Source organism: Streptomyces sp. NPDC029044 (assembly GCF_040637495.1).
In the GTDB taxonomy this organism is placed as follows: Bacteria; Actinomycetota; Actinomycetes; order Streptomycetales; family Streptomycetaceae; genus Streptomyces.
In genome coordinates, this window is sequence record NZ_JBEZWN010000010.1 from 94050 (window position 1) to 114071 (window position 20022).

The window sequence follows — 20022 nt, forward strand, 5'->3', positions numbered from 1 at the left end:
TCGTCAATCTTGCGTGCCGACCGGCACTGGACATGGGCAGTCTATGCAGCAGCATTCATCACCCGGCTGAAGGGCTGCCTTCGTGAATCGAGTTCTCCCCGCTGTGCGGCTGCGCGTCCCCACTCACGAGGACGCGATCGTCTGGCACCGGATCTTCGACGACCCGGCCGTCATGGAGTTCCAGGGCGGCAGGGCCGCGGAGCTCTCGGTCTACGAGGAGCTCACCGCCCGCCAGCGCCGGCACGACGCGGAGCTGGGCTTCTGCCTGTGGACCGTGCTCGACGCGTCGGAGCAGGTCATCGGCTTCACGGGCGCCCAGCCGTGGGAGCGGTCCTGGGGCCCGGCCGGGGAGATCGAGATCGGCTGGCGGCTGGGCCGTCAGCACTGGGGCAAGGGCTACGTCACCGCGGCCGCGCGGCAGACGCTGGAGCGGATGCGGGCGCGTGGCGTCCCGGGGGTCGTCGCGATGGTCGACGCCCGCAACAGCCGGTCCATCGCGGTGACCCAGCGCCTCGGGTGCGCCTCGCCCAGACCTTCACGACCCCGGCTTCGCAGCGGGCGGGGCACTGCTACCGGCTCGACCTCCGAGACGCTGACGCAGCGTAGTCGACTGTCACAGAAAGACATCTGTCGCTTCCGGTCGGTACGGGGCGGGAGTTACCCTTCCTGTACCGCTGGGGGTGACATCTGTGCACATATCCCGCAAGACACCCGAAGTGCGCGTACCACGTCTGGTCGGCCTGATGGCCGTGGACGCGCGCGAGACGGCCCGGGCGCAGGGGCTCCTGCTCACCGCGCCGGACCGGCCCGGGCCGGCTCCCCCCGTCGTCGACTACGTCGTACGCCAGTACCCGCAGCCCGGGGCCGAGGTGCCGCGGGACTCGATGGTCTACGTGTGGTTCGACTTCGGTCCCGGTGAGGGCGGCGGGGGCGTGCACGAACCGCGGATCCCGCGACCGCCCCGGGGCGGTCTCCAGCGCGAGCTGGACGAGCCGGGCGACCCCTACATGGTCCTCAGCTCGCCCTAGGACCGACGGGCCCCCTGCCTCACTCGGGCTTGAAGCCCCGGTGCAGGGCGACGATGCCGCCGCTCAGGTTGCGCCAGGCCACCCGCGACCAGCCGGCCTTGCCCAGCCGCTCGGCCAGCGCGGGCTGGTCGGGCCAGGCGCGGATGGACTCGGCGAGGTAGACGTAGGCGTCGGGGTTGGAGGACACGGCCCGGGCGACCGGCGGCAGGGCACGCATCAGGTACTCGGTGTAGACGGTGCGGAACGGCGCCCACGTCGGGTGTGAGAACTCGCAGATCACGATCCGCCCGCCGGGCCGGGTCACCCGGAGCATCTCGCGCAGGCCGGCGTCCGTGTCCTGCACGTTGCGCAGCCCGAAGGAGATGGTGACGGCGTCGAACGTGTCGTCCCGGAACGGGAGCCGCGTCGCGTCGCCTGCGGTGTACGGCAGCCAGGGCCGGCGCTGCTTGCCCACCTGGAGCATGCCCTGGGAGAAGTCGCACGGGACGACGTAGGCACCGGTCTGCGCGAAGGGCAGCGAGGAGGTCCCCGTGCCCGCGGCCAGGTCGAGGACCTTCTGCGCGGGGCGCGCGTCGACCGCCTTGGCGACCTCCTTGCGCCAACGCCGGTCCTGGCCGAGGGACAGCACGTCGTTGGTCAGGTCGTACCGTTCCGCCACGTCGTCGAACATCGAGGCGACTTCGTGCGGCTGCTTGTCCAGGGATGCGCGGGTCACGGGCCCATTCTTGCAGCACCCTCTCCGGGCAGGAGCCGCGGCCGCCCGCGCGCCGCCGCCTCCGTGAGACGTTCGCAGCCGGGAAACGTACTTCCTGTCCGACCCCCAGATCGCAGGAGAACGGGAGCGCATGTCATGAGGAGTTCGCGGAAACCGGCGGCGTCCGGGCTGGCCTGCCTGTTCGCCCTCGCCACCGCCGCATGCTCCGGGCAGGGTGACGCGGCCCCTCCGGCCGCAGCGGACCCCCCGTCCGCCCCGTCCCCCACAGTGCCGGCCGCGGCCGGCACCTCGTACGCCCCGTACCTCAGCGCCACCGAGGCCGCCGGCACCGACACCGCCGGCTCCCCCACGACGTACAACCTGGCGTTCGTCATAGCCGACGGCGACGACTGCACCCCACGCTGGAACGGCACGCACGCCATCGGCGACGCGACGGTCACCTCCCGGATCGCGAGGCTCAAGGCGGACGGCGGCCGGGTCCGGGTCTCCTTCGGCGGCGCCTCCGGCAAGGAACTCGCGGCGAACTGCGGCAGCGCCGCGGAGCTGGCGGCGGCGTACGGCAAGGCCCTGGACGCGGCCGGCACCACCCTCGCCGACTTCGACATCGAGGGCGACGAACTCTCCGACTCCGCCTCCGTCGCCCTGCGTTCGAAGGCGATCGCGCGGTTGCAGAAGGAACGGACCGGCCTGGAGGTCTCGTTCACCCTGCCGGTGATGCCCGCGGGCCTCGACAAGGACGGCCTGGCACTCCTCGCCTCCGCCAACGACAACGGCGTCCAGGTCTCCACCGTCAACCTCATGACGATGAACTACGGCTCGTCGTACGACGGTGACATGGGCGGCTACGCCCGCACGGCCGCGCAGGCCGCGCACACCCAGCTGAAGAAGGTCTTCGGCACCTCCGACCCGGCCGCCTGGCAGGGCATGGCGCTCACCTCGATGATCGGCGTCAACGACGTCGCGAACGAGACGTTCACGCTCGCGGACGCCGCCGAGGTCCGGGCGTTCGCCGAGGAGAAGGGCATCGCCTGGGTGTCGATGTGGTCGGCGGCCCGGGACCGGCCGTGCGCGGACGGCTCGAAGTCGGCCGAACCGGCGACGGATTGCAGCGGGGTGAAGCAGGAGGCGGGGGCGTTCGGGAAGGCCTTCGCGGGCTGACACGGGGAGTCCCTTCGCGGGCTGACGCGGGCAGCCCCTTCGCGGGCTGACGCGGGCAGCCCCTTCGCGGGCTGAGACGGGGAGCGCCTTCGCGGGCTGGCACGGGGAGCCCCTTCGCGGGCTGGCACCGGCGGCGGCCAGGGGCGCGCGGCTGATCCGAGCACCCGGGGTCAGCGGGCCCGGTACACCAGCCGGCCGGCCAGCACGGTCGCCACGCAGGTCGCCGCGCCGCGCTCGCGCAGGGCCGCCTCGTCGGACACGTCGAACACGGCCAGGTCGGCCCGGCCGCCGACGGTCAGCGGGCCGTGGACCGTGCCCGCGAGGTCGTACCCCTCCGCGAACGGGTCGAGGTCGGGCCGTTCGCCCAGCAGCGTGCCGGGAGCCCCCGTGGTTCCCACGACGGTCAGCCCGGAGCGGGCGACGGCCATGGCCACCAGGGGATCGCGGAAACGGGCGCCGGGCGAGGCGACCGCCGTCGTGCCGTACCGCAGCATCCGCTGCACTCCCCGCCGCACACTGCCCGACCAGCGGGTCTCGCCGAGGTCGCCGAGGGCGGTCAGCCGCTCGCCCCACAGGGGCTGTTCACCCAGCTCGTCGGCTTCGCGCGGGTCGGGGTGGTAGCAGTGGCGCAGCAGCCACAGCGGGTGCCACTGGCGCAGGCCCGGGGTGAGGACGCCGGGCCAGCGCCGCACCCGCGCGCCGGACGCGCCGTCGACGGCCTCCTCGTACGGCCCGACGGCGGTGATCCGGTCGCCGTCCACCACGACGGCGCCGTCCACGACCGGGTCCGCGCCCGCCGGGAGGACCAGGGGAGCGGCGTGGATCGTCAGCACGGTCGGGTCAGTTGGGGGCGAGCAGCTTCAGCTCGGGGTGAGCCGTGCCGCCCTCGATGGCCGTGGAGGAGATGTGCGAGACGACGCGGTCGTCGACCGGGTCGTTCGCCGGGTCGTCGTGGACGACGAGGTGCTCGTACGTGGTCGCGCGCTGGGCGGGGACCCGGCCCGCCTTCCGGATCAGATCGATGATCTCCATCCGGTTCGACCGGTGCTTGGCGCCGGCCGACGACACCACGTTCTCCTCCAGCATGATCGAGCCGAGGTCGTCGGCGCCGTAGTGCAGGGAGAGCTGCCCGACCTCCTTGCCCGTGGTCAGCCAGGAGCCCTGGATGTGGGCGATGTTGTCCATGAACAGCCGCGCGATGGCGATCATCCGCAGGTACTCGAAGAGCGTCGCCTGGGTGCGGCCCTTCAGGTGGTTGTTCTCGGGCTGGTAGGTGTACGGGATGAAGGCGCGGAAGCCACCCGTACGGTCCTGGACCTCGCGGATCATCCGCAGGTGCTCGATGCGCTCGGCGTTGGTCTCGCCGGTGCCCATGAGCATGGTGGAGGTGGATTCCACGCCCAGCTTGTGCGCGATCTCCATGATCTCCAGCCAGCGCTCGCCGGACTCCTTCAGCGGGGCGATGGCCTTGCGGGGCCGCTCGGGCAGCAGCTCGGCGCCGGCGCCCGCGAAGGAGTCGAGGCCGGCGGCGTGGATGCGCTGGATGGCCTCCTCCACGCTCACCTTGGAGATCCGGGCCATGTGCTCGACCTCGGACGCCCCCAGGCTGTGGATGACCAGCTGCGGGAATTCCTTCTTGATCGCCGCGAAGTGCTTCTCGTAGTACTCGACGCCGTAGTCCGGGTGGTGCCCGCCCTGGAACATGATCTGTGTGCCGCCCAGCTCGACGGTCTCCGCGCACCGGCGCAGGATGTCGTCCAGGTCGCGCGTCCAGCCCTTGTCCTTGGCCTTCGGCGGGGCGTAGAACGCGCAGAACTTGCACGCCGTGACGCACACGTTCGTGTAGTTGATGTTGCGCTCGATGATGTACGTCGCGATGTGCTCGGTCCCGGCGTACCGGCGGCGGCGTACGGCGTCGGCGGCGGCGCCCAGCGCGTGCAGCGGGGCGTCCCGGTACAGCACGAGTGCCTCGTCCGGGGTGATCCGCCCACCGGCGGCTGCACGGTCGAGGATGGGCTGAAGGTCGGCCTTCTCGGTCACCGGGCGTCCCTTTCGTAAGGGTTGTGGACGGACCAGCCCAGCGTACGCCAGGGGTTCGCCGGGCCGGACGTCAGGCCGTGCGGGCGGGATGGGCGAAGGGGGCGGGCGGGGCGGGCGGTACCGAGAGGCGCTGCGGCTCACGGCGCCGGGCCAGCCACAGCACGAGCGCGGCGTAGAGCAGATCGACGGCCATGGCGGTGAGGGCCAGCGGCCAGGGCGCGTCGGCCGCGGTCTCGTCCGTCGACAGTCCGCCGACGATCGCGGCGGAGACCCCGAAGGCCAGCAGGTTGTTCAGGACGTGCAGGACGATGGCCGCTTCGAGTCCCCCGGTGCGAATCGTGAGCAGACCCATCACCAGACCGCTCACCAGCAGCCCGAGGAAGCCCCACCTGGTGCCCCAGCCGTGGGCCGCGGCGAACAGCACGGCCTGCGGGATCACGGCGAGCCACGGGGAGCGCACGAACGCCCCGACCGCCTGGAGCAGCCAGCCGCGGAAGACGTACTCCTCGGCCGCGGCCTGGAGCGGGACGAGGACGGCCAGCACGGCCAGGGCCATGAGGAAGGAGCGCCAGCCCACCCAGGTGTCGGACTCGTCCGAGCCGCCCGGCAGGAAGAAGGAGATCACCGTGAGCAGGAGGATGCACGGGAGCCCGGCCAGCAGACACCACCCGAGCCAGCCGATCCGCAGCCGTCCGGTGACCGACGTGACGGTGCCGACGGCCCGCCTCGCCGGCCACAGCGTGGCCAGCAGCACCAGGGGCAGGGCTATCGCAATGGACACGAGGTCCGTCGCGGTGTTCCCCAGCGGCCCTAAGTCGGTACCGCCGTCGGGCAGTTCGGGGGCGCCGAGCGCTGTGCCGAGCCCGTAGGAGAGGACCAGCAGCACGAGCAGGATCACGAAGTGGGCGAGAGCCAGCAGCACCGTGCCGGCCAGCGGCCGCCACCAGCGGTGACGTCCTGTGGTGCGGTCCATGCGGTGGTACGGGTGGGGGGCGGGATCCGGCAACGGGCCGGCGGGGTGCGCGGCCGGGTACACGGGGTAAGGAGCTGCGTTTGTCATGATCAGCATCATGGCAGCGCCGGTTGCGCCGGTCACAGGCCTTCGGCGGGCTTTCGAGCGCGTGTCCGCGTGCCGGTTGACCGGGTACGCGCCGGACCCCGCTGTCAGGCCGTGTACGCGCCCACCAGCAGGCCCAGGAACGCGCCCGCGATCAGGAACGGGCCGAAGGGGATGGCTGTTTTGCGGGTGGCCCGGCGGGTGATCACCAGGGCGGCGCCGTACAGCGCGCCGAGGAGGAAGCCGGCGAAGGTGCCGAGCATGACCGTCGGCCAGCCGTACCAGCCGAGGGCGGCGCCCGTGCCGAGGGCGAGTTTGACGTCGCCGAAGCCCATGCCCGCGGGGTTGATGAGGAACAGGACGAAGTAGCCGCCGCCCAGGGCCAGGGAGCCGAGCAGGGCGGTGGTCCAGTGGCCCGCGTGTTCGGGGACGAGGGCGGTGAGGCCCAGCAGGGCCAGGGCCACAGCGGCGAAGGGCAGGGTGAGCGGGTCGGGAAGGCGCCGTACGCGGAAGTCGACGACCGTGAGCAGGACGCCGGCCGGGGCGAGCAGCAGCCAGACCCCGAGCTCGGGGCGGGTGCCGGTCGCGGCGGCGAGGACCGCGCAGACCAGGGCGGTGGCGATCGCGAGCGGCGTCGTGCGCGGTCCGTATCCGGACTCCGCACACTCCGGGCAGGCCGCCCGCCCCAGCCAGCCCTTGACGGGGTGCCCCCCGGGGCACTCCTTGTGCCACGCCTCCCCCGACGGCACCGAGAACCGGTAGGCCGCGCGCGGCAGCAGTGCTCCCGCCGCCGCACCCCACAGCGCGGCGGCGAGGATCAGCAGCCCGGTGCTCATCCCGCCGCGGCGATCACGTCACGCCACGTCGGCAGCAGCTCGTCGAGCAGTGCCTCGGTGCGCGGCGGCAGCCCACGGGCCCCGCTGCGGCCGATGAGGTCGGTGGCGAGGGCGGTCAACCGGTCCGTGTCACCGGTGGCGTGGGTGGCGCGCAGCAGCTCGTGCCACAGCCGCTCGTCGGCCGGAGCGGTGCGCAGGGCCGCGTTGAGCGCCTCGATGGCCTTCTCCGCGCGGTTCTTCTCCATGTGGAACTCGCACAGCGCGAGCCCCGTGTCCGCGACGAGCAGCGGAAGCTGGGCGTCCACGATCTCGTGCGTGAGCCACCGGTAACGCCCCTCGGGCCGGTCGGCGAGCAGCGGTCCGCGCACCAGCACCAGCGCGTCGGTGAGCAGCCGCCCGCGCACGGCACGGCTGTCGACGCCCCTGCCCTGCGTGGCCTCGTGGTACAGGGACCGCAGCACGTCCAGGTCGGAGACGACCGTCTTGGCGAGCGTGAGCCGGCCGGAGCTGTCGGTGGCCAGGCGGGGCGTGCCGTCGGGGTCGGCGCCGAGCCAGTCGTGCAGCCGGTCGAGCAGCGCGCCGCGCACGTCGTCGGTGACGCCGCGCGGCCAGAGCGCGGAGGACAGCACGCGCGGGTGCACGCCCTCGCGGTGCAGGAGCAGCAGGGCGAGGGCCTCGTGCAGCAGCGCGCTGCGCTCCCCGTCCGGGTCGTCCAGCCCGATGATCTCGTACGGCCCGACGAGCCGGGCGTACACGGCCGGACGCCCCTGCTCGCTGATGTCGACGAGGAACGGCGGGGTGTTGGCGGGCCCGTCGGTCTCGCGCTCCGGGTCGGCCTCGACGAACAGCTCGACCACGGCCCGCTGCTGGGCGACGGGCAGCAACTGGGCGTCGAGTTCGAGCCCGAGGAGCGGCGCGAGCAGCTTGCCCTGGCCGGTGATCTCCATCTCCCAGGCGGCGCCCGGCAGATCGCCGGTCTCGGTGCCGACGAGGTAGCCGATGCCGAGACGGCTCGCGTCGGCGGCGAGTTCGGCGAGCTTGACGGCGTCCTGCGCGGAGGGCTGGGCGGCGAGCAGGACCAGGTGCGGGGCCCAACGGGTGTGCTGCGCGGGCCCGGTGCGCCCGGTGAGGACGGAGTCGTGCCCGGCGGCACCGAGCGCTCCCCGCCGCTGCCGCGTCTCGGCCTCCATGGTCTCGACGAGCGCCTCGACGTCCTCCAGGTGCCGGATGCGGTTCGGGGCGAGCGGGGTGAGGTCCTCGCCGAAGCCGACGAGCGTGATGGTCATGCGGTCGGACCAGCCGTTGGTCGCCAACTCGGCCGCGACGGAGGCGAACACGGCGGCCCGGTCGGCCTCCCGGCCGCTCAGCGAGACGATGCCGGGCACGGCCTCCAGGTTGAGCAGCAGCCGCGAGTCGTCCATGGTGCCGAGGCTGACCAGGCCCGGGTAGGGCGCGGCCGTGTCGACGTCCTCGTAGCGCTCGGCGTCGGTCCGGGCCAGCATCCAGAACGTCTGGTCCTGTCCCTGCTGCCAGGGGGCCGGGGGCTTCCCGGCGGGCTGGGCGAGCTGGAGGTGCAGGTCGCCGTTGCTGAGCCAGGCCGCGTAGACGACCGGCAGCGCGCGCGACTCCTCGGCGAGGGAGGCCGCGAGCCCGCGCAGGCTCCGGTCGAGCAGCCGTACGCCCTCGGGGTCGGCGCCGACGAGCAGCGCGTCCTGGACGTCCTGTGCGTCACCGGTCGGCGTGGGCGGCTCCATGCCGCGCCGCCCGCCGAGGGACCCGAACGCCGACTGCCACAGTGCCTGCCGGCGACGCCGTCCCAGGGCGCCGAGGAGACCGGCGGCGAGGAGGGGCGCGGTGAGGAGGGCTTCGGGGAGGCCGAAGGAGCCGTCGGACTCCGCACCCACGGCTGTGGCCTGCTGGTGCCCGGTCCCGTCGTGGGCGGGTCGCTGCTGGTCGGGGACGGACACCTGGGTGGCGCCGCCGCCTTGGGCGTGGCCGCCTTGGGCGTGGCCACCTTGGGCGTGGCCACCTTGGGCGTGGCCGCTGCCGCCCTGGGCGCCGCCTGCGCCTTGTGCGTGGTCGCCGGTCCGGGCGTAGTCGCTGATCTGCTGCTGCACGTCGGGCGACACGTTGGGCGCCTCGTCGGGCATCTCGACGAGGTCGCCGCCGCGGGCGTCGCCGGGCATCTCCATGATCCAGCCGGGCCGGATGAGGCTGGCCTCGGAGAGCTTGGACCCGTCCGGCTGCACGCGGTCCTTGTTGAGCTCGAAGATCTCCTTGTAGCGGCGCCCGTCACCGAGGTGCCGTTGGGCTATCTCCCACAGCGAGTCGTGGTGGCGCCCCTCGGGCGGCTGGATCCGGTAGTACTTCGTGTCGCCCTGCCGGGCGGTGCTGCCGCCGGCCTCGGCGTGGGCGGCGGCGTGCGAGGCCTGCTCGGCGAGCGCGGCCGCGGCGCCGGAGGCCTGCTCCTGCTGCTGGGCGAACAGGCCCGGGGTGGCCTGGGCGGCGGCGACGGTCGGCTTCTGGTTGGCGTCGTAGCTGTTCCCCAGCTGCGACAGCCCGGGCGTGAAGCTGGCGGCGGTGGCGCCGACGAGGAGCAGCGCGGCGACGAGCTGCCGCGCGAGCAACTGGCTCGGTCCGGCGCCGGGCACCCGTCCCGGCACGCCGACACCCGACAGCGCGGCCTTCATCTCCACGAGCACGCACGCCGTGAACTGCGCCCACGCCAGCCACACGACGACGGTGAGGATGTTCAGGAAGGTGTGAACGGTGATCTCTTGCTGGAGCCAGTCCAGACTCGGCACCCCGTCGGGCAGCGGCCACCCGATCTGCGTGGCCAGCGCGCCCGGCACGCCGACGAGCAGCACGGCCAGGGCGACGAGGGCGAAGAACGCCTTGACGAAGTCCCCGAAGGACCGCCGCCGGATCCGCACCGGCTGCGGGGTCCGGTTCCTCGGGGCGGCCGTGGCTCCCGTCGCTCCCGTCGTACTTCCCGTCGAGCTTGACGAGCTTGAGGTGCGGCGTCGCGGCATGGCGGGTGTCCTGGGGTCGTGTGTGGAGTGGGGTGAGGCCGAGTCGTGAAGTGAGGGGTGTGCTGAGCCTACAGAGATCTTATGGACTCTTATCGAGGGCGTCGAAGGACGGATCGAAGGAAGCGCATGAGCGCCCGTTTTGCCCCCGACGTCACGGGAGTTCGCTCCTGGACCGGGCAACCGTGGCCGCCGCCTTCGCATTCGCCACGCATGGCTTTCACAATCCCCACGCAATCCACCTTGGCCTTTCAAGGCCGCATTACCTGCCCCTGATAGCTTCGTTCCCTGTCGCGTACACCGAAACTACGGGGGAACCAACAGTGGCCCGCCGCGCACTGACCACGACTGCCGCCGCGTTCGCCACGGTGGCGGCGCTGCTTCTGACCGCCTGTGGCGGAGGCGACGATTCGCCGTCGGACGACATCAAGGGCGCGGGCGACAGCTCGGGCAGCCCGTCGGCCTCACCATCGTCCTCGGCGCCCGGCGTCAAACGCCCGGTGATCAAGCTCCCCGGCAGCTTCCAGCTGACGTTCGAGAACTGGACGAGCAGCGATCCGGTCGAGCAGGCGGTGCTGAACGACGGCAAGGAGGAACTTCGGGCCGGATACGCGGCGGTCATCGCGAACGACCCCGACAGTGAAGCCGTCGCCTTCTACGACACCGAAGGCGTCCGCGGACAGACCAAGCAGTGGATCAAGTCCTACACGGACAAGGGTTACACCGTCATCGGCAAGCTGCCCGCCTTCGACCCCAAGGTCATCCTGGCCAAGAACGGCAAGGGGGCGGCGCTGACTTACTGCACGGACGAGACCGAGGCGAAGACCAGGCATCGCAAGACCGGCAAGGTCGAGGGCAACCCGGCGGGCACGAACCCCTACGTTCTCTACTCGCTCTCCCTGATGAAGAACGAGCAGGGCGTGTGGCAGAACTCGTCGGTGCGCGGTGAGCGAGGGAAGTGCTCCCGGTGAAGGCGCCGCACCGAGCGATACCCCTGATCACCGCGTCCCTGGTCGTGACACTCCTGAGTTCGTCGCCGGCGGGCGCCTTCGGAGGCCCCGGCAGCGATGTGCGAGGTGGCGCCAGCGACAGCGGTGAACTCTCCGCTTCCGCCTCGCACTCCCGCATCAAGGTCACCCAGACGAGCGGCCCCACCGGCGGCAAGCAGGGCACCGTCGCGTCGACGGACGTCAACTGGAAGCCGCCACCGTGCTGGTACGAGCCCGTCTTCACCCCCGAGCAGCTGAAGAACTTCTCGGAGAACGACGGCAGCGGCGACGCCGGTCTGCGCGACGGCTGGTACGGATCGGAACTCTGGACCGACCACTTCAGGGACGAGAAGGACGCCACCACCATCTTCACGGAGCCGGCGACCGTGAAGGGGTACAAGAACTACAACCTCGGCAAGAAGGGCTACTTCTGGCGGGGGGTCGCGCCGAAGGTGACCGAGCTCGACGACACATCGCTGTGCAGCCGGCTGATGTTCTGGCAGGACGCCGGCGACATCCCCGACGTACCGAACGCCCCGACCCCCGAAACCCTCGCGGAGTACGCCTACGACAAGGTCAAGGTCCCCGAGACCGAGGTCGAGCTGAAACCGGCCGCCAAGTCGACGGTGAACCTCCCGACCTGGGTCTGGCTGGACAAGGGCACCTTCAAGGACGTCACGGTCCGCGCCGCCCTGCCGAACACGGGCCTGTGGGCGGAGACCACCGCCAAGCCGGTCGCCCTCCACCTCGACCCGGGCACCGAGGACGCCGAGGTCTTCCCCGCCTCCGGCGACTGCGCGATCAACGACGACGGCTCCATCGGCACCCCGTACACCAAGGGCGCCGCCGACAAGACGCCGCCGTGCGGCATCCGCTACCTCCGCGCGACCGACGGCACCCCGTACCAGCTCTCGGCCAGCGTCACCTGGAAGATCAGCTGGGAAGGCTCCGACGGCACACGCGGCGACCTGCCCGACGGCACGTTCGAGACGACCCAGGACATGAACGTCCAGGAGATCCAGTCGATCAACCGCTGAGTGACTCCGGCGGCGCGGGACGGTGAGGGAAGGGCATGATCGAGGAACCCCGGCGGTACCGGGTCGAGTTCGCGAGTGGCACCGCCGCCTCGGTGGAGAAGCGGCGCTCCTTCCGCGACCTCGAACGCAACGACATCGAGCGGGACCTGCCCGGCTGGCCGGCCGGACCGCCCTTCAAGGTGCGAGGGTTCTTCGGCAGGCTCGGCCGGTACGCGCTCACCGTCGTCACCCGCCTCCTGCTGCTGCCGCTCTACATCATCGCCGACGCCCTCGGCAGCCCGGTCTCGCCGGAGAAGCGCGGCGAGCTGGAGGAGCGCGAGAACGAGGTCGACGACTTCCCCGTCATGTGGGCGGGCGAGGGCGAGACGGCCCGCACGCTGCCGTGGCAGCTCGACCCCTCCCGGCGGTCCTGGCGCACCGTGACCGAAATCGAACTGGCCGAGCAGGACGGGCTGGTGCGTATCTGGTCGTACGAGGACACGGCGCGGGGCAGCCGGCACTTTTCCTGGGGTGGTGGCGAGAAGGTCCCGGGATCCGAGGCCGTCCTGTGGTCGGTGCCGCGAAGCGAGATCACCGGCGCGGAGATCAAGCGGTTCAGCATGGACGAGTCCGACTTCAAGGTCTCGTTCCGGGACGGCTCGTGGGCACGTCTGACGAGCTCACCGCACGATGCCCGGGGGATCGTCGCCCTGCTGGGCCAGGGGGCCCCTGCGGATCGTCACCCGGCCTGAGCACGGGTGGCGGGTCGAGCAGTCGGTCAGCCTCAGCGTCGTGTGCGCCGCCCAGGGAGGGGCAACTGCCCACGGTGAGGTCCAGCCTGACGTGCGATAGCTTCGACACGCTTTCTCATGAAGATGTTGCAGGCGTTACGGGGGAACACACGTGTCACACCGTCCGACGGACTGGCACATACTCGACCTGGACGGGGACCCGACCCCGGGTGACCCGCAGCGAATCCGCAAACTCGCGGGTACTCTGCACGACTTCGCCGACGACGTCGCCGACGCGCTGCGAGACCTGAAGGGCATCGCCAAGGAGGACGAGATCCTCGCCTGGGCGGGCAAGACGGCGGATGTGTTCGCGGAGGAGTTCGCGGACGCACCGAAGAAGCTGCGGAAGCTGAAGAAGTCGTACGACCTTGCCGGCGATGCCCTCGCCTCCTTCTGGCCGGACCTGGAGACCGCGCAGGACAAGGCCGACAAGGCACTGCGGGACGGCCGGAAGGCACGCGCCGAACTCACCACCGCGCAGACCGCCCTGTCCGGTGCCAACGACTGGGTGCGGACGGCGACCGAGAAGACCGACTCGTACGACCCGTCGAAGAACGGCGGCAAGGACGTCCCCAAGCCAGATGAGTCCGAGGTCCGCCGCGCCACCCGTAACGCCCAGCACGCCAAGGCCCGCCAGAGCGCGGCCGAGCAGGATGTGCAGGCCGCCCAGAGTGCCCTCGACGCGGCCAAGAAGCTCGCCGGCCAGGCACGGCGCATGCGCGAGGAGGCCGCCCGTCGGACGGTCACGAAACTGGAGGAGGCCTCCGACGCCGGGATCCCCAACCGGCACTGGTGGGAGGAGATCGGCGACTGGGTCACCGATAACTGGGACGAGATCGTCACGATCTGCAAGTGGGTCGTTACGGTCGTCGGCATCATCGTGATGATCATCGGCGGTCCGCTCGGCTGGCTCGTCTTCGCGGCGGCCCTGGTCGTACTCGCCGACACGTTGAGAAAAGTCATCAAAGGCCAGGCGGGCTGGGGTGATCTCCTATGGGCGGCCCTGGACTGCATACCTGCCACGAGGGGCTTCACCAGCCTCGCCAAACTTGGCAGTCTGTGGAAAGCCGGAGGATTGAAATCACTCGGCTCCGGCTTCATGGGGGGCATCGGCGGTGGGCTGAAGAACCTCGGCAACAGCGTCCGCAGCCTGAAGGACGTCCGCTTCCTGACATTCAGCATGATGGGAAAGAGTCGCTGGTGGAAGGCCGACTCACCTCGCGTCAGTCCCCCCACCAGGGCAGCGGACGACGCCCTCCCCTCAGACATCCCCGTCTATCACAAGGAGGGTGCGACTGCCATCGGATACGACCCGGCCACCCTCAGGAACTTCGATGTCGCGGAGCGACTTCCCGGATATCAGGACGTGATTATTCACGGAACGAGGGACGGTCGCATGCTCGCAGGTGAGGCGAATCGGGCAGGCCTCCGGGCAGGTGGCCATACAGTCAACCCGAATCACGTCCTTGATACAATCAACCGAATACCTGGCTACAATGGCGAGCCCATCAGGATGCTCACCTGCCATTCCGGAGCCGCACAGCCGCAAGTGATCCAGGGTATGGCGAACTCCTTGGGGGTCCCCGTCAAGGCTCCTACCAACGCAGTCGGTGTGCCCAGCTTCGGCGAAGGCCCCTTCACACCGCACATCAGGGACGAGGGCGTGTGGCTCACCTTTCTTCCCATGGCCTGAAGACGGCAACACCAGAAGGAGTTTCGATGATTCGCCCCGTTGGGTTCTTCTCCGAACTCTCTCCCGGCTGGGGGCTGACGGAGACCGGTTCGATCAAAGATGCCGTCAGGCCCTCGGGCGAGCCGGACGAGAGCAGAATCCTTGAATACCTCAGAAACGGCGCGGGGATCTGGAGTGAGATGAGCGCGGGGCCGGACGTTCTGGACCCCGACGGACCCGACTTGTCCGGCATCGGTTCCATGTACACGGATGGAATCTGGCTCTGGCGCGAGGACCTCCTCTATTACGTGGCCACGTACCATGTCTCACTTCCCGACGAATTCGTACAGCACATCAGAGCCATGGGTTACACGGCACCCCCAGTGTCCGAAAGCAGGTTGATGGACATCGCCAGACACGACCTCGGTCTCGACATGTAATGGAATCACACCGGAAGAGATAGGTTGCATCGATGCCCAGTTTCTCGCTGGCAGTTCCGGAATCATGGTGGGAGTTCGACATCCGCCCGGAGGGTCGAGAAGCGACCGTGCGGGCTCTCGTCGACGAGCGGGTGCGCGAGACGCCGGAACTGGCGCCCTATCGCGCCGATGTGACCGGCATGCTCCGCAAGATGGCCAAGGACGCGCACGATTCCGGCGCGTTGTACATGGGCTGCATGGCGGAGAACTTCGACGGTATCCCGCTCTCCGCGACCGTGACCGTCTCCGTTCTCGGGGCGAAGAACAAGCAGGGCGCGGCGCTGTCCACGGACCCCCGGGCCATCGCCGAGAGCCTGCGCACCATCACGCCCCGCCGCGAGGGCGACGCCTGGCGCACTGTGACCACCGTCGAGATTCCGGAAGTGGGGGCCGCCGCCCGCACGTACGGCGTGGAGGACGTGCCCGTCGCCGAGGGGGACACCAGAACCCTGCGGATGGTGCTGACCCAGACGTACGTGCCCGTCCCGGGAACCACCGACCAGGTCGCCCTCATCTCCGGAGCCAGCCCCGTGCTGGACCTGGCCGACGCCTTCCATGACATCTTCGACGCTGTGACGAGTACCTTCCGCTTCGTCTGACCGTCCGATCTGCTGGGGGAATCCGCATGAGCAAAGGCAAGAGCGACCTCGCGCTCCCGCTGACCGAGCTGGAGAGCTACGGGCGCCGGCTGCGGTCCATCAAGACGCGTCTGAATCACACCAAGAAGCTCTTCGCGTCGTACAAGGACGACATCGGCGACGGCAGCGTCAATGACGCGCTCGATGATTTCGAGTCCAACTGGGAAGACGGGCGCGAGGACATCACGCAGCAGCTGGATGCGCTGGCGAGTATGTCCGATGCCGTCGTGCGTGAGTTCAAGAAGCTGGACGACGAACTCGCCAAGAAGGTGAACGACGCCATGAAGACCGAGGACAAGCGGGGCGGAAAGGGCGGTAAGGGGGGCGGCGAGGGGAAGAAGTAGCCTCCCGGTCCGTGAGACGCGGAAAGGCCCTGGATCCGGAGATCCAGGGCCTTTCCCGTGCGCTGCTTCAGGAAGCGACGGCCGCGTTGAGGTGCAGGTCCGCCGCGATGCCCTGCGGCGAGACGGCGAGGCCCACGCCGCCGCCGACGCCGGCGGTGAGGCCGGCGGCCGTGGTCTCGACGTAGAGACCGGCTGCGGCGCCGGCACCCGCGGCAGCACCGCCCGCCTGACCGCCGGCGATGGTGTCCAGCTCGGCGTCGGACATCTGGGCGGTCTGGATCTGCGGGGTGAAGGCCATGAGGGGCGGTTCCCTTCGTTCAATAATTCGAAGTGCTCGAGCGCGACTGATCAAAGCACGTCGGAAGAAGGGGCGGCCAGTCAGCGATCACGAGGGGGAGTTGAAATGCCAGGGACGAATTCACGGGTGTGACCTTTTGGTCACCGGGAAACTCGCGGTCTTCACACCTTCTGCCACTTCGCGAAACAGGATTGTGGTCCACAGTGCGGGAATCGGGCCGGGCCCGGTTTCCGCCCGGCCCCGCCACGACCTCGCGGTGAACGCTGTGCAGATTCGCCGAATGTTCCGGATCGGCTCAGCCGACCTCGTTCTGCGCCACCGCCTGGCCGTGGACCACCACGTCGCCGCCGTAGAACATCCCCGTGAAGACCGGTGAGTACGTGAGCTGTACCTCGACCTCGACCTGTTCGGCGTCGGCCGCCACGCAGTGGGTCGCGCCGATGTCCGCGCCGGTCATGTCCATCTCGCGGGCGAAGGCCTTCACACGGGCGTTGCAGTTCTCGAAGTTGATCGGCGCGGGGCCGCCCTCGTTCTCGTAGAGGGCGTCGCGGTCGATGTCCTGGGCCGCGTAACGGGCGGCCTGCTCGGCGATGTCGGCGGCACGCTCCCGCTTGGAGATGGACAGGCCGCCGTCGATGACGAACGCGGAGAGGGAGAGGAAGACGAGGGTGAAGATGATGACCGCTCCCGCGCCGGAGCCACGGTCGTCGAGACGTGCGCCACGGGCCGCCCACCAGGACGGCCAGGAGGACCGAAGGTGTCTCACGCCGACCTCCGGAACGGGTCGAGGGGGGAGCTGAAGCTCGACGACAGGGTCGTCGGGACGTCGAGGCCGAGCATGGCGAGGCCCCGCACCTGGCAGCTCACCTCGACGGTGAAGATGGTGTCCGGTTCGAAGCCCTGGCTGGTCTGCGTGACGGACACCGGGCCCGAGCAGACGTCCGCGAGGTTCGCCTCCGCGGCCTTCTTCGCCTCGGCCATGGCCGTCGCGTGGTCCTTCTGGATCGAGCCCGCGCGGGCCGCGTCCCGGGCCGCGCCGTCGAGCGCCCCGCGGCCGTCCACCAGCTGGCCGAAGGCCACCAGCACCAGGATGAACAGGATCATCACCGGCGCGAGGATCACGACCTCGACGGTGGACAGGCCACGGTCGTCCGCGGACCGGCGGCCCCTGAGGAGGGAAGGGAGGGACATTCAGTTGCCCTCTTCCTGCACGAACCGCTCCACCGGCCCCACCGACTGCGCGTGCACCGTCAGGTCCAGTCCGGGGAACACCGTCGGGACCCTCGCCGCGATCTCCACGCCCACCGTGTTCTGCTCCGGCTGCACCATCGTCACGTCCGGGGACAGGACGAGCTGGGGGCCGAGCTGGCGGATGTAGCTGTCCACCACGTCCCGCGCCTCGCCCCGCCACGCACCCGGCTGTTCGTCGGCCGTGGCGCGGGCCTTGCGGGCTCCGGCCTGGGCGGCCGCCTGGGCGACGTGGTCCGCGAAGAAGTACAGGGCGAACTGCACCGTCGCGAAGATCATGAAGAACAGGACCGGGGTGAGCAGCACGAACTCGATCGCGGTCATGCCTGAGTCGCCGCGGGCGGCCGCACGTTCCCGTGCGGCCCGCACCCAGCGGCGTGCCCGTCTGCCCACATCTGCCGGCATCCCGTGAACCCCGTTGCTCCTGATGCTTCCGACGCTCCCGAGGGCGATCAGCAGGTCTTGCCCGCGTCCGCGCCCTTGATGCAGTCGCCGACCTTGTTGGCGCCCTCGCTCAGCGCGGCGTTGATGATGGCGGCCACGACACCGACGATCGCCACGACGACCGCGGAGATGATGACCCACTCGACCGCGGAGGCCCCGCGGTCCAGCTCGCCCGAGCGGGCCCGCTCGGTACGCGCCTGGAGGAAGGTGACGAGGAAGTCCACGGCGGGGATGCCGGTGTGGAAGGTGCGTCCGTTCATGACGTCTTGTCCTTTCGAATCAGGTCACGGAGTTCTGGAGTTGTGAAGGTCGCTCACTGCGAGCTCACCGCGAGGCTCATGCACGGCTCACTGCACCTGGAACACCCGCATCGCCGCCGGAAAGATCAGGAACACCAGGAACCCGGCGCACAGCAGCAGCTGGGCGACGAGCATCGACTGGGACTTCTCGCCCGCGCTGCCCTCGATCTCGGCCAGTTCGCGGTGCCGCATGGTCTCGGCGCGGGAGGCGAGGGACTCGCGGACCTTGGCGCCGTCGTCCGCGACCAGGGCCAGGGAGGCGGAAAGGTCCTTGAGCTCCTCGACGCCGATCTCCTCGCCGAGCGCGCCGAGCGCCTGCCACTGGCTGACGCCGGTGATGCGGGCGTCGGACAGGGCGTTGCGGATACGCTGGTTGGCCCAGCCGTCGGAGACCTCGGCCGCCGCCATCAGGGCCTCGGGCAGACCGCGTCCGCCGGCGAGGCTCATCGACACCAGGTCGAGGTACGCGCCGATCACCCGCCGCAGGTCGCGCCGCTTCTCGGCCGCGTCCCGCCGTACCTCCAGGTCGGGCAGGAAGAAGAAGACGACCGCGAAGAGCAGGGCCAGCCAGACCGGGATGATCGGGCTCCTGCCGAAGCCCAGCGTGTAGACGATGGCGAACAGGAACGGGCCGAAGAACAGGCCGGCCACGCCCAGCAGGACCTTCGTCGCCAGGAACTTCTCCCAGCTGCGGTCCAGCACCGCGAGGTCCGCGCGCAGCGAGCGCTGTTCCCAGCCCTGCTGGAGGTAGAACTCCGAGACGCGCAGGCCCACTTCGGCCCGCACCGCGCCCAGGCGGCCCTTCTCCCGCTCGACGCGGGCCGACTCGTAGGCCGAGCCGCGGGCCCGCATCGCGTCGATCCGCGCGACCTGCGAGATCGCGCTGCGCTTGCTGGGCATGAGGGCGCGGACGAGGGCGTAGATGCCCAGGCCGATGACGGCGCCGACGACGAGCGGCATCGGGAGGTCCATCAACGTGCCCCCTCTTCCTGCGGCAGCCGCTGCTGGGACTGCGCTCCGGACGGCGTCCTCGGGCGGACGAACTGGACGGAGGCCTCGTCGCGGACGAGGAAGCGCTCGGGCGTCTCGATGGTGGACAGCTTGCGCAGCCACCAGAAGCCGAGCGCGAACAGGCCGCAGACACAGGCCAGGACGAGCTGCCCGACGGCCGTTCCGTACGGCTCCACGAAGTCGCGGTTGAAGATCGACAGGCCGAGGACGAAGGCGATGGAGACCGCGACGACGATCTGCACCGACCTGCGGGTCGAGGCGCGCTGGGCCATGACCCGCTGGCGCATGTCGACCTCCTCGCGGGCCGACTTGGCCAGGGCGCCGAGGACTTGGCGCAGACCCGGGCCGCGCAGCCGGGCGTTGAGGATGAGGGCCGCGACGATGATGTCGGCGGAGGCGTCGTCGATCTCGTCGGCGAGCTGCTGGAGTGCCTCGGGCAGCGGGGTGCGGGCGCGCAGCCGGTCGACGAGGGCGTCGAGGTGGGGGCGCAGGACGGGGGCCGCGGCGCGGGCGGAGGCCGGGATGGCCTGCTCCAGGCCCACGGCTCCGGCGATGGTGTCGCGCAGGGACTCCGTCCACGAGGCCAGGGCCTCCACGCGGCGCATGGCGGCCCGTTCCTCACCGGCGCCACCGAACAGGCGGTCCCAGAAGAAGACGAGGACGCCGGCCGCGATGCCCGCGACGGCCCAGCGGGTGAGGACGAGGACGACCAGGCCGACGATGGCGGCGAGCGAGCCGCGCTGCCCGGCGAAGCGGAGCAGTTCGCTCGCCCGTTCGGCGGCCTTCTGCTTCTCGTGGTCGGGCTTGGCGGGCAGCCCGCGGACCGCGATGAGGAGGAGGGCGAGGCCGCCGCCGACGGCGACGCCGCTCCCTATCGAGTACAGGACGGTGGTGGAGAACAGGCCGCCCATGGAGCCGAGCGAGCCGATT

22 protein-coding genes and 1 pseudogene are annotated in these 20022 nt (G+C 70.6%); 10 read left to right on the forward strand and 13 right to left on the reverse strand.

Annotated elements, in window-relative coordinates; genetic code table 11:
- Positions 1–82: 82 nt before the first annotated feature.
- Positions 83–606, forward strand: a pseudogene (locus AB0E85_RS11945) (GNAT family N-acetyltransferase).
- Positions 607–716: 110 nt separating this feature from the next.
- Positions 717–1028 (forward strand): PASTA domain-containing protein, encoded by a 312-nt coding sequence (locus AB0E85_RS11950; RefSeq protein ID WP_361925175.1) that lies wholly within the window; start codon positions 717–719, stop codon positions 1026–1028.
- Between the two features lie 19 nt (positions 1029–1047).
- Here the strand turns inward: AB0E85_RS11950 and AB0E85_RS11955 are convergent, their stop codons facing one another.
- Positions 1048–1743 carry a demethylmenaquinone methyltransferase gene (locus AB0E85_RS11955; protein WP_361925177.1) on the reverse strand — a complete coding sequence of 232 codons (696 nt, stop codon included), beginning with the start codon at positions 1741–1743 and terminating at the stop codon, positions 1048–1050.
- A 135-nt stretch (positions 1744–1878) separates the two neighbouring features.
- On the opposite strand from AB0E85_RS11955, the gene AB0E85_RS11960 reads away from it, so the two are divergent.
- On the forward strand, positions 1879–2901 hold the full coding sequence (locus tag AB0E85_RS11960) for a chitinase (protein WP_361925179.1): 1023 nt from the start codon (positions 1879–1881) through the stop codon (positions 2899–2901).
- A 170-nt stretch (positions 2902–3071) separates the two neighbouring features.
- On the opposite strand, the gene AB0E85_RS11965 is transcribed toward AB0E85_RS11960, so the two are convergent.
- The 5 genes from AB0E85_RS11965 to AB0E85_RS11985 all read right to left on the reverse strand — a co-directional run bounded on the left by AB0E85_RS11965 (position 3072) and on the right by AB0E85_RS11985 (position 9866).
- Positions 3072–3734, reverse strand: coding sequence for a hypothetical protein (locus AB0E85_RS11965; protein WP_361925181.1), 663 nt, complete (start codon positions 3732–3734; stop codon positions 3072–3074).
- Positions 3735–3741: 7 nt separating this feature from the next.
- Complete coding sequence (gene mqnC, locus AB0E85_RS11970; protein ID WP_361925183.1) at positions 3742–4941, reverse strand: cyclic dehypoxanthinyl futalosine synthase; 1200 nt, start codon at positions 4939–4941, stop codon at positions 3742–3744.
- 70 nt (positions 4942–5011) lie between these two features.
- Positions 5012–6001 carry a type II CAAX endopeptidase family protein gene (locus AB0E85_RS11975; protein ID WP_361925185.1) on the reverse strand — a complete coding sequence of 330 codons (990 nt, stop codon included), beginning with the start codon at positions 5999–6001 and terminating at the stop codon, positions 5012–5014.
- A gap of 104 nt (positions 6002–6105) precedes the next feature.
- Positions 6106–6834 carry an A24 family peptidase gene (locus tag AB0E85_RS11980; RefSeq protein ID WP_361925187.1) on the reverse strand — a complete coding sequence of 243 codons (729 nt, stop codon included), beginning with the start codon at positions 6832–6834 and terminating at the stop codon, positions 6106–6108.
- Positions 6831–9866: a BTAD domain-containing putative transcriptional regulator gene (locus AB0E85_RS11985; protein ID WP_361925189.1), complete on the reverse strand. Its 3036-nt coding sequence runs from the start codon at positions 9864–9866 to the stop codon at positions 6831–6833. The genes AB0E85_RS11980 and AB0E85_RS11985 overlap by 4 nt, the downstream gene beginning before the upstream one ends.
- Positions 9867–10186: 320 nt before the next feature.
- On the opposite strand from AB0E85_RS11985, the gene AB0E85_RS11990 reads away from it, so the two are divergent.
- From AB0E85_RS11990 to AB0E85_RS12020, 7 genes are all read left to right on the forward strand, one after another.
- Positions 10187–10834 (forward strand): hypothetical protein, encoded by a 648-nt coding sequence (locus AB0E85_RS11990; RefSeq protein WP_361925191.1) that lies wholly within the window; start codon positions 10187–10189, stop codon positions 10832–10834.
- Positions 10831–11889 carry a hypothetical protein gene (locus tag AB0E85_RS11995; RefSeq protein ID WP_361925193.1) on the forward strand — a complete coding sequence of 353 codons (1059 nt, stop codon included), beginning with the start codon at positions 10831–10833 and terminating at the stop codon, positions 11887–11889. The genes AB0E85_RS11990 and AB0E85_RS11995 overlap by 4 nt, the downstream gene beginning before the upstream one ends.
- A 35-nt stretch (positions 11890–11924) precedes the next feature.
- Positions 11925–12620 carry a hypothetical protein gene (locus tag AB0E85_RS12000; RefSeq protein ID WP_361925195.1) on the forward strand — a complete coding sequence of 232 codons (696 nt, stop codon included), beginning with the start codon at positions 11925–11927 and terminating at the stop codon, positions 12618–12620.
- A gap of 151 nt (positions 12621–12771) precedes the next feature.
- Entirely contained in the window at positions 12772–14352 is a 1581-nt protein-coding gene (locus AB0E85_RS12005) for a putative T7SS-secreted protein (RefSeq protein ID WP_361925197.1), read from the forward strand.
- A 26-nt stretch (positions 14353–14378) separates the two neighbouring features.
- Positions 14379–14771: a hypothetical protein gene (locus tag AB0E85_RS12010; protein WP_361925199.1), complete on the forward strand. Its 393-nt coding sequence runs from the start codon at positions 14379–14381 to the stop codon at positions 14769–14771.
- A gap of 32 nt (positions 14772–14803) precedes the next feature.
- The gene (locus tag AB0E85_RS12015) at positions 14804–15409 is read left to right on the forward strand and encodes a hypothetical protein (protein ID WP_361925201.1); all 606 of its coding nucleotides are present in this window, start codon (positions 14804–14806) and stop codon (positions 15407–15409) included.
- Positions 15410–15435: 26 nt separating this feature from the next.
- Positions 15436–15792, forward strand: coding sequence for a hypothetical protein (locus AB0E85_RS12020; RefSeq protein WP_361925203.1), 357 nt, complete (start codon positions 15436–15438; stop codon positions 15790–15792).
- Positions 15793–15859: 67 nt separating this feature from the next.
- Here AB0E85_RS12020 and AB0E85_RS12025 read toward each other — a convergent pair whose 3' ends face one another.
- The 7 genes from AB0E85_RS12025 to AB0E85_RS12055 all read right to left on the reverse strand — a co-directional run bounded on the left by AB0E85_RS12025 (position 15860) and on the right by AB0E85_RS12055 (position 20003).
- Complete coding sequence (locus tag AB0E85_RS12025) at positions 15860–16090, reverse strand: hypothetical protein (RefSeq protein ID WP_355831632.1); 231 nt, start codon at positions 16088–16090, stop codon at positions 15860–15862.
- A 295-nt stretch (positions 16091–16385) separates the two neighbouring features.
- Positions 16386–16856 carry a pilus assembly protein TadG-related protein gene (locus AB0E85_RS12030; RefSeq protein ID WP_361925205.1) on the reverse strand — a complete coding sequence of 157 codons (471 nt, stop codon included), beginning with the start codon at positions 16854–16856 and terminating at the stop codon, positions 16386–16388.
- Positions 16853–17281, reverse strand: coding sequence for a TadE/TadG family type IV pilus assembly protein (locus AB0E85_RS12035; RefSeq protein WP_361925207.1), 429 nt, complete (start codon positions 17279–17281; stop codon positions 16853–16855). The genes AB0E85_RS12030 and AB0E85_RS12035 overlap by 4 nt, the downstream gene beginning before the upstream one ends.
- Positions 17282–17743 (reverse strand): TadE family protein, encoded by a 462-nt coding sequence (locus AB0E85_RS12040; RefSeq protein WP_033309075.1) that lies wholly within the window; start codon positions 17741–17743, stop codon positions 17282–17284.
- A 47-nt stretch (positions 17744–17790) separates the two neighbouring features.
- The gene (locus tag AB0E85_RS12045; RefSeq protein WP_031107180.1) at positions 17791–18042 is read right to left on the reverse strand and encodes a hypothetical protein; all 252 of its coding nucleotides are present in this window, start codon (positions 18040–18042) and stop codon (positions 17791–17793) included.
- An 87-nt stretch (positions 18043–18129) separates the two neighbouring features.
- Entirely contained in the window at positions 18130–19053 is a 924-nt protein-coding gene (locus AB0E85_RS12050) for a type II secretion system F family protein (RefSeq protein ID WP_361925210.1), read from the reverse strand.
- Entirely contained in the window at positions 19053–20003 is a 951-nt protein-coding gene (locus AB0E85_RS12055; protein WP_361925356.1) for a type II secretion system F family protein, read from the reverse strand. Before AB0E85_RS12055 ends, AB0E85_RS12050 begins: the two co-directional genes overlap by 1 nt.
- Between the last annotated feature and the right edge of the window lie 19 nt (positions 20004–20022).

Coding starts and splice junctions, on each gene's coding strand:
- AB0E85_RS11960 (WP_361925179.1), top strand. CDS start 1,879: ATGAGGAGTTCGCGGAAACCGGCGGCGTCCGGGCTGGCCTGCCTGTTC.
- AB0E85_RS11975 (WP_361925185.1), bottom strand. CDS start 6,001: ATGACAAACGCAGCTCCTTACCCCGTGTACCCGGCCGCGCACCCCGCC.
- AB0E85_RS11980 (WP_361925187.1), bottom strand. CDS start 6,834: ATGAGCACCGGGCTGCTGATCCTCGCCGCCGCGCTGTGGGGTGCGGCG.
- AB0E85_RS11985 (WP_361925189.1), bottom strand. CDS start 9,866: ATGCCGCGACGCCGCACCTCAAGCTCGTCAAGCTCGACGGGAAGTACG.
- AB0E85_RS12000 (WP_361925195.1), top strand. CDS start 11,925: ATGATCGAGGAACCCCGGCGGTACCGGGTCGAGTTCGCGAGTGGCACC.
- AB0E85_RS12010 (WP_361925199.1), top strand. CDS start 14,379: ATGATTCGCCCCGTTGGGTTCTTCTCCGAACTCTCTCCCGGCTGGGGG.
- AB0E85_RS12015 (WP_361925201.1), top strand. CDS start 14,804: ATGCCCAGTTTCTCGCTGGCAGTTCCGGAATCATGGTGGGAGTTCGAC.
- AB0E85_RS12020 (WP_361925203.1), top strand. CDS start 15,436: ATGAGCAAAGGCAAGAGCGACCTCGCGCTCCCGCTGACCGAGCTGGAG.
- AB0E85_RS12025 (WP_355831632.1), bottom strand. CDS start 16,090: ATGGCCTTCACCCCGCAGATCCAGACCGCCCAGATGTCCGACGCCGAG.
- AB0E85_RS12035 (WP_361925207.1), bottom strand. CDS start 17,281: ATGTCCCTCCCTTCCCTCCTCAGGGGCCGCCGGTCCGCGGACGACCGT.
- AB0E85_RS12040 (WP_033309075.1), bottom strand. CDS start 17,743: ATGCCGGCAGATGTGGGCAGACGGGCACGCCGCTGGGTGCGGGCCGCA.
- AB0E85_RS12045 (WP_031107180.1), bottom strand. CDS start 18,042: ATGAACGGACGCACCTTCCACACCGGCATCCCCGCCGTGGACTTCCTC.
- AB0E85_RS12050 (WP_361925210.1), bottom strand. CDS start 19,053: ATGGACCTCCCGATGCCGCTCGTCGTCGGCGCCGTCATCGGCCTGGGC.
- AB0E85_RS12055 (WP_361925356.1), bottom strand. CDS start 20,003: ATGGGCGGCCTGTTCTCCACCACCGTCCTGTACTCGATAGGGAGCGGC.